11 protein-coding genes are annotated in these 12,614 nt (G+C 37.4%); 9 read left to right on the top strand and 2 right to left on the bottom strand.

The genetic code is table 11. From position 1 onward, the window contains the following. Positions 1-14: 14 nt before the first annotated feature. From bamJ to AC27G3_RS05900, 8 genes are all read left to right on the top strand, one after another. Positions 15-638, top strand: a complete 624-nt coding sequence (gene bamJ / locus AC27G3_RS05935) for a BamJ family beta-barrel-assembly machinery protein (RefSeq protein WP_487119693.1) — start codon at positions 15-17, stop codon at positions 636-638. Between the two features lie 88 nt (positions 639-726). After that, positions 727-1,149, top strand: coding sequence for a hypothetical protein (locus AC27G3_RS05930; RefSeq protein ID WP_487119691.1), 423 nt, complete (start codon positions 727-729; stop codon positions 1,147-1,149). 37 nt (positions 1,150-1,186) lie between these two features. Continuing rightward, on the top strand, positions 1,187-1,993 hold the full coding sequence (gene dapB / locus AC27G3_RS05925) for a 4-hydroxy-tetrahydrodipicolinate reductase (protein WP_487119690.1): 807 nt from the start codon (positions 1,187-1,189) through the stop codon (positions 1,991-1,993). Between the two features lie 312 nt (positions 1,994-2,305). Further along, on the top strand, positions 2,306-3,457 hold the full coding sequence (carA, locus tag AC27G3_RS05920; protein WP_487119688.1) for a glutamine-hydrolyzing carbamoyl-phosphate synthase small subunit: 1,152 nt from the start codon (positions 2,306-2,308) through the stop codon (positions 3,455-3,457). A gap of 37 nt (positions 3,458-3,494) precedes the next feature. Then, the gene (carB, locus tag AC27G3_RS05915) at positions 3,495-6,710 is read left to right on the top strand and encodes a carbamoyl-phosphate synthase large subunit (RefSeq protein ID WP_487119686.1); all 3,216 of its coding nucleotides are present in this window, start codon (positions 3,495-3,497) and stop codon (positions 6,708-6,710) included. 182 nt (positions 6,711-6,892) lie between these two features. Continuing rightward, positions 6,893-7,369 carry a transcription elongation factor GreA gene (gene greA / locus AC27G3_RS05910; RefSeq protein ID WP_487119685.1) on the top strand — a complete coding sequence of 159 codons (477 nt, stop codon included), beginning with the start codon at positions 6,893-6,895 and terminating at the stop codon, positions 7,367-7,369. 192 nt (positions 7,370-7,561) lie between these two features. Next, the gene (locus tag AC27G3_RS05905; protein ID WP_487119683.1) at positions 7,562-8,425 is read left to right on the top strand and encodes an SPFH domain-containing protein; all 864 of its coding nucleotides are present in this window, start codon (positions 7,562-7,564) and stop codon (positions 8,423-8,425) included. A 31-nt stretch (positions 8,426-8,456) separates the two neighbouring features. Continuing rightward, positions 8,457-8,651, top strand: a complete 195-nt coding sequence (locus AC27G3_RS05900; protein ID WP_487119681.1) for a type II toxin-antitoxin system antitoxin — start codon at positions 8,457-8,459, stop codon at positions 8,649-8,651. 21 nt (positions 8,652-8,672) lie between these two features. On the opposite strand, the gene AC27G3_RS05895 is transcribed toward AC27G3_RS05900, so the two are convergent. Both AC27G3_RS05895 and yhbY read right to left on the bottom strand, forming a co-directional pair. Next, complete coding sequence (locus tag AC27G3_RS05895; RefSeq protein WP_487119679.1) at positions 8,673-10,679, bottom strand: S8 family peptidase; 2,007 nt, start codon at positions 10,677-10,679, stop codon at positions 8,673-8,675. Between the two features lie 722 nt (positions 10,680-11,401). After that, positions 11,402-11,698, bottom strand: a complete 297-nt coding sequence (yhbY, locus tag AC27G3_RS05890; RefSeq protein ID WP_487119678.1) for a ribosome assembly RNA-binding protein YhbY — start codon at positions 11,696-11,698, stop codon at positions 11,402-11,404. 158 nt (positions 11,699-11,856) lie between these two features. On the opposite strand from yhbY, the gene rlmE reads away from it, so the two are divergent. After that, complete coding sequence (gene rlmE, locus AC27G3_RS05885) at positions 11,857-12,486, top strand: 23S rRNA (uridine(2552)-2'-O)-methyltransferase RlmE (protein WP_487119676.1); 630 nt, start codon at positions 11,857-11,859, stop codon at positions 12,484-12,486. Positions 12,487-12,614 lie beyond the last annotated feature (128 nt).

Genomic DNA, 12,614 nt, shown 5'->3' with positions numbered 1-12,614 from the left:
AAGAAGTCCTAATAATGTCTGAAAATAAATTTGAATCAATTGAACAACGTGTAAGTTACGGTGTAGGTCGTCAATTAGGTGACCAATTACGTAATAATCCATTTAAAGATTTCGACAGCACAGCAGTACAAGCTGGTGTTGCCGATGCATTAGCTGGTCAGCCAAGCCAAGTATCAGAAGAGCTTTTAAATGAAGCTTTTACTGTTGTATCTAAAAAGATGCAAGAATTAGAGCAAGCGGCTGCCAAAGAAAAAGCAGCTGAAGGCGAAGCCTTTTTAGCTGAAAATGCTAAGCGTGACGAAGTGACTGTTACTGAATCTGGTTTACAGTATGAAGTAATCGCAACAGGTGACGGCGAAAAGCCAACAGCAGCTAGCACTGTTCGTACACACTACCATGGTAGCTTTATTTCTGGTGATGTTTTCGATAGCTCAGTAGATCGCGGTCAACCAGCAGAATTTCCTGTTGGTGGCGTAATCCCTGGCTGGACTGAAGCATTACAAATGATGACTGAAGGCTCTAAATGGCGTTTATACGTACCATATAGCTTAGCTTACGGAGAGCAAGGCTCACAAGGAGCTATTCCTCCTTACTCAACATTAATATTTGATGTTGAGTTATTAGCCATTATCAGCTAATTACATTGTTTTATAAAGCCGGGTTTTCCCGGCTTTTTATTGCTTGTTAGTTATTACTTATTATTTTTTGCTATCAATGTGAACTTAAATGTTAACGACACAAATACACTCATTATTTACACGGTTTAAAACGGCAATACAAACAACCAATGTAGAGCAATTGCAAGCGTGTTACCACATTCCATGTACGTTAAATACGCCTGATAAATTTACGTTAATTAATAATGATGTTGAACTTGTTACTGCATTAAATGCAATTGTTGAGCAGTTACAACAAGAACAATTTTCACAAGTGGTGATCGAAAACATGAGTTATACCACACTAGATAATGATCTCTATTTGGTTAGTATGGATTGGACGTTTACTGACACAGCCAATCAAGTGTTTTCGGAGTTTTCAGCTTTTTATCATTTAATTTTAGTAGATAAACAATTGAAAATTATCAATGCAACCTCACATCAAATAACTAATTCACAGCAACTCGGTAAGCCTATTGCTTTAAAAGCGTAGCATTAAGTGTGAAATCAATTTTTAAGTAGGATTAATAATGAAAGTAAAAGTCGCAATTTTAGGGTGTAGTGGGCGTATGGGGCGCAATTTAATTCAAGCCTCAGTTGAACATGAAAGTGTAGACTTAGTTGGTGGCTGTGTAAGAGAAAACTCTTCATTTGTTGATTTTGACTTAGGCGAACTTGCCGGTATTGGTGCTATTGGCAGAAAAACAGTAACGGATATTAATCAATTAAGTGAAGCGGATGTATTGATAGATTTTACTTCGATTGAGTCAACGTTTGACAACCTTGCTTGGTGTAAAGCACATAATAAAGCGCTTGTTATTGGTACGACAGGCTTTAGCGATGAACAGGTCGATGAAATTGTAAATGCTGGTCAGAGTATTCCTGTTGTTTTAGCCCCGAATACTAGTGTGGGTGTTAATTTAATGTTTAAGTTATTAGAAGTAACTGCCAAAGCAATAGGCGACTATACTGATATAGAAATTTTTGAAGCGCACCACAGGTTCAAAAAAGATGCTCCTTCTGGTACAGCAGTTAAAATGGGGCAGGTAATAGCTGAAACGTTAGGGCGTGACCTCAATAAATGTGCTGTATACGGACGAGAAGGCATTACCGAAGAGCGAGATCGTGAAACCATTGGTTTTGCTACAGTAAGAGCTGGTGATATCGTTGGTGAACACACTGCATTTTTCGCTGATTTGGGTGAACGAATTGAAATAACCCATAAAGCTAGCTCGCGAATGACGTTTGCATTAGGTGCAATGCGCGCTGCTTTTTGGTTAAAAGATGCTGACGCTGGCTTTTACGATATGCAGGACGTACTTGGTCTTAAAGACTAATTACAATACTTGACCAATTGGATAACTGTTACTTTTGGCTGTTTTAATGTAATAACGTTTAAAACGCCTTGTTTTTATATATTTTACTAGACGAAAGGTCGTTATAGGCGTAGAATAAGTGGATTTTGTCAAAAATTTAGCTAATGCGATGCTTTTTGACCAATTAGCGCTATTCTCACTTGTAGATTAAACATTAATTACAAGTTGGTAAACGGCTAAAAGAACCTTGAGTCAGTTCAATTATTTTATGCTTAATGATAATTACTTCATTGTAATGTTGTTAAGTTACTTTCTTCTTTTTCGGAGGTTAAATTGTCTAAATCTGCTATTTTGGTGCTTGAAGACGGCACTGTATTTAAAGGCACCGCTATTGGTGCGCAAGGGGTATCTGTTGGTGAGGTAGTTTTTAATACTTCAATGACAGGTTATCAAGAAATTCTTACTGACCCTTCATACGCAGAACAAATTATTACGTTAACTTATCCTCATATAGGTAACACAGGCACCAACAGTGAAGATGAAGAATCTAGCACTATTTGGGCAAAAGGATTAGTTATCCGTGATTTACCTTTACTGGCCAGTAACTTTAGAAATGAAGAAAACTTAAGTGAATATTTAATTCGCCATAATATTTTAGGTATCAGTGATATAGATACCCGCAAACTAACTCGAATTTTACGTGAGAAAGGTGCGCAAAATGGCTGTATTTTAACCTGTGAAGATGTTGAAGATACAGCAACTATTAATGGTGCTTTGGCAAAAGCAGCAGCTTTCCCTGGATTAAAAGGAATGGACTTAGCTAAAGTCGTTTCTACTAAAGAACAATATGTTTGGGAAGAAGGAACTTGGCAGCTTGGTCAAGGCCATAGTCAACCATTAGCCAGTCAAAATAACTGCTTTCATGTGGTTGCTTATGATTTTGGTGCTAAACGTAATATTTTACGTATGTTATCAGATCGTGGTTGTAAGCTAACGGTTGTACCTGCACAAACATCTGCTGAAGATGTTTTAGCCATGAATCCAGACGGAATCTTTTTATCAAATGGACCTGGCGATCCAGAACCTTGTGATTATGCAATCTCAGCGATTCAACAGTTTTTAACAACCGATATTCCTGTTTTTGGTATCTGTTTAGGTCATCAATTACTTGGTTTAGCAAGTGGTGCTAAAACAGTTAAAATGAAGTTTGGCCACCATGGTGCTAACCACCCAGTAAAAGACTTTGATCGTGACGTGGTTATGATCACTTCTCAAAATCATGGTTTTGCCGTTGATGAAACTAACTTACCGAGCAACTTAAAAGTGACACATAAATCGTTATTCGATGATTCACTTCAAGGTGTTCACCGCACTGATAAGCCTGCGTTTAGCTTTCAGGGACACCCTGAAGCAAGTCCAGGTCCAACAGATGCTGCACCTTTGTTTGATCACTTTATTGATTTAATCAAGCAATACAAAGCTTAATTGTCCCCTAACAAGATAAACAAGAGAGAAAAAAGAAATGGCAAAACGTACAGACTTAAAAAGTATCTTGATTTTAGGCGCGGGCCCAATTGTTATTGGACAAGCATGTGAGTTTGATTACTCAGGTGCGCAAGCTTGTAAAGCTCTTCGAGAAGAGGGTTATCGAGTTATTTTAGTTAACTCAAATCCTGCAACGATAATGACAGATCCTGAAATGGCCGATGCTACATACATCGAGCCAATTCATTGGGAAGTTGTTCGTAAAATTATTGAAAAAGAGCGTCCTTGTGCTGTATTACCGACAATGGGCGGTCAAACCGCATTAAACTGTGCCCTTGAATTAGAAGCGAAAGGTGTTTTAGAAGAGTTTAATGTTGAAATGATCGGTGCAACTGCTGATGCAATAGATAAAGCAGAAGACAGAAGTCGTTTCGATAAAGCAATGAAAGCCATCGGCCTTGAAACACCAAGAGCTGAAATCGTTCACTCAATGGAAGAAGCTTTACAGGCGAGTAAGCATTTAGGCTTTCCATGTATTATCCGTCCTTCATTTACTATGGGTGGAACAGGTGGCGGTATTGCATATAATATTGAAGAATTCACCGAAATTTGTACTCGTGGCCTAGATCTTTCTCCAACAAGTGAATTATTGATTGATGAATCTTTAATTGGTTGGAAAGAATATGAAATGGAAGTGGTTCGCGACAAAAATGATAATTGTATTATTATTTGTTCAATTGAAAACTTCGACCCTATGGGCATTCATACCGGTGACTCTATAACGGTTGCACCAGCGCAAACACTTACAGATAAAGAATACCAAATTATGCGTAACGCCTCATTGGCAGTATTGCGTGAAATTGGTGTTGAAACAGGTGGCTCTAACGTACAGTTTGGTATTTGTCCTGATACTGGCCGTATGGTTATTATTGAAATGAACCCACGTGTGTCTCGCTCGTCTGCATTAGCGTCAAAGGCGACAGGCTTCCCAATTGCTAAGATTGCCGCTAAATTAGCCGTAGGTTACACTTTAGATGAATTATCAAATGATATTACTGGTGGCAAAACACCAGCATCATTTGAACCGACTATCGATTATGTTGTCACTAAAATACCACGTTTTAACTTTGAAAAATTCGCAGGTTCAGAAGATAGATTAACTACTCAAATGAAGTCTGTCGGTGAAGTTATGGCTATTGGTCGTAATCAGCAAGAGTCAATGCAAAAAGCATTACGTGGCTTAGAAGTAGGTGCTAGCGGCTTCGACCCTATGGTTGATGTTACTCAACCTGGCGCTAAAACTAAAATTATGCACGAACTGCAAGAAGCGGGTGCTGATCGTATTTGGTATGTTGCTGATGCTTTCCGTTTAGGTTTATCGGTTGATGATATCTTTAGATTAACCAAAATAGATCGTTGGTTCCTTGTTCAAATCGAAGACATTATTTTAGAAGAAGCTAAGGTTCGCAATGGTGGCTTAAAAGTATTAACGCCACAATATTTACGTCAATTAAAACGTAAAGGTTTTGCTGATGTTCGCCTTGCCGATATTATCGGTGTTTCAGAAGCTGAAATTCGTAAAAAACGCCATAACGCAGACATTTTCCCTGTTTACAAACGTGTTGATACTTGTGCTGCAGAGTTTAGTTCAGATACTGCTTACATGTACTCAACCTATGATGAAGAGTGTGAGTCTAATCCTACCGATAAAGAATCTATTATGATTTTAGGTGGTGGTCCAAACCGTATTGGTCAAGGTATTGAGTTTGATTATTGTTGTGTACATGCTGCATTAGCCCTTCGTGATGATGGCTATGAAACTATCATGGTTAATTGTAACCCTGAAACAGTATCTACCGATTACGATACATCGGATAGACTTTATTTTGAGTCGATTACCTTTGAAGATGTATTGGAAATTGTACGTATAGAAAAGCCTAAAGGCGTAATTGTTCAATACGGTGGCCAAACTCCATTGAAATTAGCTCGCGCACTAGAAGCAGCAGGCGTACCTATTATTGGTACCTCGCCTGATGCTATTGACCGAGCAGAAGATAGAGAGCGTTTCCAACAAGCCGTTGAACGTTTAGGCTTGTTACAGCCAGAAAACGCCACTGTAACTTCAATTGATGAAGCTATGGCGAAAGCTGAAGCTATCGGCTTCCCACTTGTTGTTCGTCCATCGTATGTGTTAGGTGGTCGAGCGATGGAAATTGTTTACGACTTAGATGATTTACGTCGTTATATGACCGAAGCAGTAAGCGTATCTAATGATTCTCCAGTGCTACTTGATCATTTCCTTGATGATGCGATTGAAGTTGATATTGATGTGATTTGTGATGGTACAGATGTCGTTGTTGGCGGAATTATGCAGCATATTGAACAAGCCGGTGTTCACTCTGGTGATAGTGCCTGTTCATTGCCTGCATATAGTTTAAGTCAAGAAGTTCAAGATGTTATGCGTAAACAAGTTACTGATTTAGCTTTTGAGTTGGGCGTTGTTGGTTTAATGAACACTCAAATGGCAGTTAAAGATAACAAAGTGTACTTAATTGAAGTTAACCCACGTGCTGCTCGTACGGTACCATTTGTTTCTAAGGCAACCTCAGTACCTTTAGCGAAAGTAGGCGCGCGAGTTATGGCTGGAAAATCATTAGCCGAGCAAGGTATTACTAAAGAAGTACTACCGCCGTATTTTTCTGTTAAAGAAGTTGTTATTCCGTTTAACAAATTCCACGGTAGCGATCCACTTGTTGGACCTGAAATGCGCTCTACAGGCGAAGTTATGGGCGTAGGGGATACGTTTGAAGAAGCTTATGCAAAAGCTAATTTAGGCGCAGGTGTTTCGGTTCCTAAATCTGGTCGTGCACTAATTTCTGTTCGTAACAGTGACAAAGTGCGTGTGGTAGAGCTGGCTAAGATTATGGTTGAACTTGGCTATGAACTTGATGCAACGCATGGTACTGCTATAGTTCTTGGTGAGGCGAATGTACCTGTTCGATTAGTGAATAAAGTACATGAAGGTCGTCCACATATTCTTGATAGAATTAAAAACAGTGAATATACCTATATCATCAATACAACAGAAGGTCGTAAAGCTATTGAAGATTCAAAGGTATTGCGTGGCGGTGCATTGCGTTATAAAGTTGCCTACACAACAACACTTAATGCAGCATTTGCTGCTTGTATGGCTCATGCTGCAGATGATAGAAATGTAGTAACGTCAATTCAAGAGTTACATCAACGTTGTTAGTGACAGGTTTCTAACAATTTGATTTTATATGAAAATATTTATATTAATTTGATGTAAAATTTTATAATAATTATACTCGTTATTTAAAGGTGGCTTTTACTGGTTAAGTAAGCCACCTTTGTTATTATAGCGAGTAGTAAAGTAATCGTTTATTTAACGACAATGGAAAAGGTTAATTAAAAATGAGTTTATACCCAATGACATCGCATGGTGCTGATGCACTTCGTGACGAATTACACCAGTTAAAAACAGTTAAACGTCCAGAAATTGTCGCTTCTATTGCTGAAGCACGTGAGCATGGTGACTTAAAAGAGAATGCTGAATACCATGCCGCTCGCGAGCAGCAAGGCTTTTGTGAAGGGCGTATTCAGGATATAGAAGGGAAGCTAGGTAATGCTCAAGTTATCGATATCACTAAAATTACCAATACGGGTAAAGTTATTTTCGGTGTTACCGTTACCTTATTAAATATTGATACAGAAGAAGAAGTAACTTATCAAATTGTTGGTGATGATGAAGCTGATATTAAACAAAGACGAATTTCAGTTAATTCACCTATAGCTCGAGGGTTAATTGGTAAAACGGTTGATTCAGAAATTGAAATTACCACACCAGGCGGTGTAGTTGAGTATGAAGTTATTGCTGTTGAGCATAAATAACTCAAATTTAAATTATTTTTGTCATGCTAAAGCCTTAACTATTTAATAGTTAAGGCTTTTTTATTTTGTTTTTTCATGTGAACCAACAATTTATTATTTGTTAATTGACACACTTTAAATTTCAGTTATATTTACTATATTAAAGTGATATCAAAATGATGTCATTATTGAATAGTAGAAGAAGGGAAAATCATGTCTAGTAAAATAATAAAAGAAACCAATGGCTTTTCGGTAAGTGGTTACACAATGCTTGGGCTACTCGTCATTATAGGCGCTTTAATAGTTAATCAAATTATTGCTCAACAACCCAATACATTGTTTTTTATCTTAATTGTTACAGGAGTATTTATCTTATCTGGCTTTTTTATGGTTCAGCCTAACCAAGGTAAAGTCATGACTTTATTTGGTAGCTATGTGGGGACGGTAAAGCTCAGTGGCTTACGTTGGACAATCCCTTTGTTTATTAGAAAAAGCATATCTTTGCGTATTCGAAACTTTGAAAGTAATCAAATGAAAGTTAATGATAATCATGGTAATCCTATTGAAATTGCTACAGTTGTTGTTTGGTCAGTAGACGATACTGCTGAAGCGATGTTTGAAGTTGATGACTATAATAGTTTCGTTAATATTCAAAGCGAATCAGCACTTAGAAATATGGCGGTAAGTTATCCATACGATCAACACGGCAGTGAAGAGATCTCTTTAAGAAGTCACCCTCAAGAAGTTTCTGAGGCATTAAAAATTGAAATTCAACAACGGTTAGGTAAAGCAGGGGTGAAAGTTCATGAAGCACGTATTACTCATCTTGCTTACGCACCTGAAATTGCTCAGGCTATGTTACAAAGACAGCAAGCGTCGGCCATTATTGCTGCACGTTCTATGATTGTTGATGGAGCTGTTGGTATGGTAGAAATGGCGCTTAAACAACTGTCAGAAAAAGATATTGTTAATCTAGATGAAGAACGTAAGGCATCAATGGTTAGTAATTTACTCGTTGTACTTTGTAGTGACAATAGTACTCAACCTATTATTAACACTGGCTCTATCTACCAGTAAACTGTAAAAAATTCATCATTGAGGAGTTATTTTGGCCACCAAAAAAAGTTTTCCACTTCGTATTAACCCAGATGTTTTAGCTGCAATGCAGCGTTGGTCTGATGATGAGTTAAGAAGTGTGAATGCGCAGATTGAATATGTGTTACGTGAAGCATTGGTAAAGTCTGGGCGGGTCAAGCTGGTGCAAAAAACACTAACTATTGTTGAAGATAATGACAATAGTTAGTGGCATTGTTTGGCGTAATCTTTACCAGATTATACGCAAAGCAACATTTTCAAAAGAATCGTAACCTCGCACCTTAATAAAGTAACGGCCTGGCGTAGATGATATAGTACAGGTCTCCTCATTGCCCGCAGTAGATTGATAGCAATCATTGTCTTGAGCAGTAGGCGCAGCTCCTTGTTTAACCCATAAATCGGCATCACCACTGCCACTCCATGTTTGCACCCAAAATGTAGTGACGCCTTCTGGTATATCTGCCCAGAACAATAATTCTTCAAGATAGTCTCCTGATAAACTCCACTGAACCTGATTATTGGTGATCTCGGTCCCTAAATTATTATCAGGCTCATTAAAACTAGCGGTTAAATTTACATCGCTGTAATTTTGGTATCCGCGAACCATTATGGAATATTGCCCATGTTCTGTTAAGTGGCATATTTCATTATTCCCTGTTTTAAATGGTCGACAATCATAATGAGTTAATGAAGCTTGGCTTTCGTGTTTAACATATAAATCTGCATCACCAATGCCTGAATCGGTTGAAACTGTAATTTGATCTGCCCCTTCTGGCACAATAACATTAAACTCAGATTCAGTACCTTCTTCACCTGATATTTTCAGGGGAACATTATTATCGAGTGTTATCACTGACGGAGCTGCTAACGATATGGCTTTTTTTATTGCAGATTCTGCATTTACCAAGCCGTAGCCACAAATTAAGCCTTGTTCATAACAAGTTGTACCTGCTAGAAATTGATCGGCAGTATCCTTTAATACTTGTTCTATTTCATTGGGAGTTAACGAAGGATTTTTTTCTAGCATTAGCGCGACAATACCTGCCACTTGAGGTGCTGCCATGCTAGTACCGCTTTTATACCCGTATCCGGGTGAAACAGGGCCTAGACTGCTTGAATTTACAGGTGCAATAATGCTGCTACCTGGCGCAGTGATATCAACAGCACCACCTAACATGGAGAAATTTGAATAACTGGCTTTATCACCTGTATTATCACTTGCTGCTACTACGATTACACCGTTGCAATTGGCAGGGGCTTGATTATTTGCGCTTTCATTATTATTACCTGCTGACACAACCACAGTGCTACCTTGAGAGCGTGCATAGTCGATAGCTGATTGATAACTTCCACATGAAGACTGACTGCCTAAACTCAAATTAATAACTTTTGCTGGGTTGGGGTTTACCGGTATATTTTCTAGTGATTTTCCCGCAGCCCAATAGATGCTGTCGATAATATCTGATCGATAACCCGATGAGCATTTCCCCAAGGCCCTAACATGGATAAGGTTTGCTTTAGGTGCAATACCCACAGCACCAATAGTATTATCGATTGACGCGCCAATGATGCCTGCAACATGAGTGCCGTGCCAATTACTGCTTTTGTTGTCGCATCCTATACCTGTACCTGGATCGTGTGCGTCGTTATCTCTTGCATTACCATCAATGGAGTGTGACAAGTAACTGATCATGTCATATCCATTTATCGAACGTTCAGCATAATCAGGATGTTCGGTGTATCCAGTGTCAATTATTGCGACATTAACGTCTTCACCGTAAGATAAGTCCCAAGCAGCTATAGCATTTATGCCTCTATTGCTATTTTCAATGCTATACATACTATTTGCATAGTAATCATTAGGAACGTGATGACTATAAACAACTTCATCTTCTTCAATAGAAATAACGTCACCATTTAAAGATAGATCCTTAAGTAAGTTGTCTATTGTTGAAAAATTCTCTACTTCAACAACAATATCGCCCGAGGCAAGTGTTCGTTGGAATGCTAGCTGGCTTTCACCCTTTTCGTGAATAGGGGTATCACGCACGTTTGCAGATTGTTGTGATGGTAATTGTTTTAGTTGTTTAAACTTAACAATAAAACGGCTTTTGTTCGTTCCGATTACTGTTGAGTTTTGCAGATTCATTTGTGCTGAAGGCAAAACTTCAGCGGTTAAGTAAGATGATAAAATTGCGCTACTTATTGCAGTTGCGATAGTTAATTTTTTAAACATTTTTTGACCTAAAATAGATTGATATTGATATTTTTTTAAATTTATAGTTTTGTTAAACGAGGGCGTATTTACTTTCAAATTCGTTTTTGATGGTGAACACGAAAGCGTAATAGCCCCTTAAGGGATATTGAAAATTTAGGAGCTGAAATGTTGATAAGGTCTACTTCCCTTTAATTTTAATGAATTTGCAGGTATTGCCATTCATTGATAATTATAGACTTCCATTTCTATTATTTTCGATGTGGATTTTATCAAAAAAACCAATATATTCAACACCTTGAGTTAATGAATGAATATGTAAAAATAAACGTTTTTTAGTTAAAGTGTCTAGGGAGAGTAAATTGGCAGATTAAGAGAGTAAAAAGCACTTTAAAAGTAATTGATTTTAAAATGGCCTGATTTTGTGTGAGGTTTGAACGTTTTTGAAATAAAGCACTAGCAAATAAACTACAAGTGCTTAATGAATGCTTTTTTTACTTTATTCCAGTTTAAATAATTAAAGGTGGGTTGGGTGGTTATTCATCTTTATAAAAGCGTGTAATAAAAAATTAATAATTAGTCACATCATTATGTATACATGAGTGGAAGTTGATTTAAGGTAATTGTACAAAGGGGTTGGGGGAGAATAAATGCTAAGAATATATAGAGTAGGTTATTAAGTTATCTATTGAGATAATAATTGCTCAACAGATAACTTAATTAAATCCTTTAACGTTTTACGGTTAAAGTTTAGGGATACGTATTTTCTTTTCTGCCGATTGGCGATAGATTACTAAAGTTTTACCAATCACTTGAACTTTTGTTGCGTTAGTTTCACGACAAATAGCTTCAACAATTAGTGCTTTGTTTTCTCTATCATCAGTAGGTATTTTTACTTTAATCAATTCATGATGATTAAGTGCATAATCAATTTCAGCGACTACGGCTTCAGTTAAGCCATTATTTCCTAATAAAACAACAGGTTTAAGAGGATGTGCAACACCTTTTAAGTGTTGAATTTGTTTTTTATTTAAAGTCATTAACAATTTTCGTTACAAGTTAGCTTGAATTAAGACTATTTTACCCTTATCTAGTTTGTAATACTAATATAAAGCACTTAAATGTTTATTTTTTGACAGATATCTTGTTTAACTAATAATAATTACTATTTAAGTCTGAACTGAGTACAGTATAAACAATGGCTAAAAAGAAATTATCTAATAGCAGCACTAAATGGATGCAAGAGCACTTTGATGATGAGTTTGTTAAAAAAGCTCAGAAATTAGGTTTGCGATCCCGTGCAGTGTTTAAAATTGAAGAAATAAATAATAAAGATAAGTTGATCAAACCGGGCATGAAAGTGGTTGATCTTGGAGCTGCTCCTGGTGGTTGGTCTGAGTATGCCGTAAAGGCTGTGGGTGAAAAAGGGCAGGTAATTGCTTGCGATATTTTACCTATGGACTCTATTGCAGGTGTCGATTTTCTCGAAGGAGACTTCAGAGAAGAAGCTGTTTTAAATGCTTTATTAACGCGTATTGATGGCAGAAATATTGATGTTGTTATGTCTGATATGGCCGCTAATATGACAGGTAACGAATCTGCAGATTCAGCACGTAGTATGTATTTGGTGGAATTAGCCTTAGATATGTGTAATGACGTGTTAAAGAAAAATGGCGCTTTTGTGGTTAAAGTTTTTCAAGGGGATGGCTTCGAACAGTTTATGAAAGATGTCCGCGCAGCTTTTAGCGTAGTAAAAACAAGAAAGCCTGAATCTTCAAGAGCAAGATCTCGAGAGGTTTATCTGGTAGCTACTGGCTTCAAATTGTAGTAAATTAGGCGTTAGGTGTACTCCAGTGTAATTTGGATTATGGCAAAGGAATGGATTATCCATTTTTTATACACTTTATTCACGTAACTTTTAGCTAAAAATAGCAAGGTTACAAATATCAAGAGGTT

Source organism: Colwellia sp. SU-HH01217, assembly GCF_057543495.1.
The sequence above is the reverse complement of the archived record's forward strand: the minus strand, read 5'-3'. Positions and strand labels throughout refer to the sequence as shown.

Excerpts from the sequence above, each read along its gene's own strand:
- bamJ (WP_487119693.1), top strand. The coding sequence starts at position 15 with ATGTCTGAAAATAAATTTGAATCAATTGAACAACGTGTAAGTTACGGT.
- AC27G3_RS05930 (WP_487119691.1), top strand. The coding sequence starts at position 727 with ATGTTAACGACACAAATACACTCATTATTTACACGGTTTAAAACGGCA.
- dapB (WP_487119690.1), top strand. The coding sequence starts at position 1,187 with ATGAAAGTAAAAGTCGCAATTTTAGGGTGTAGTGGGCGTATGGGGCGC.
- carB (WP_487119686.1), top strand. The coding sequence starts at position 3,495 with ATGGCAAAACGTACAGACTTAAAAAGTATCTTGATTTTAGGCGCGGGC.
- greA (WP_487119685.1), top strand. The coding sequence starts at position 6,893 with ATGAGTTTATACCCAATGACATCGCATGGTGCTGATGCACTTCGTGAC.
- AC27G3_RS05905 (WP_487119683.1), top strand. The coding sequence starts at position 7,562 with ATGTCTAGTAAAATAATAAAAGAAACCAATGGCTTTTCGGTAAGTGGT.
- AC27G3_RS05895 (WP_487119679.1), bottom strand. The coding sequence starts at position 10,679 with ATGTTTAAAAAATTAACTATCGCAACTGCAATAAGTAGCGCAATTTTA.
- yhbY (WP_487119678.1), bottom strand. The coding sequence starts at position 11,698 with ATGACTTTAAATAAAAAACAAATTCAACACTTAAAAGGTGTTGCACAT.
- rlmE (WP_487119676.1), top strand. The coding sequence starts at position 11,857 with ATGGCTAAAAAGAAATTATCTAATAGCAGCACTAAATGGATGCAAGAG.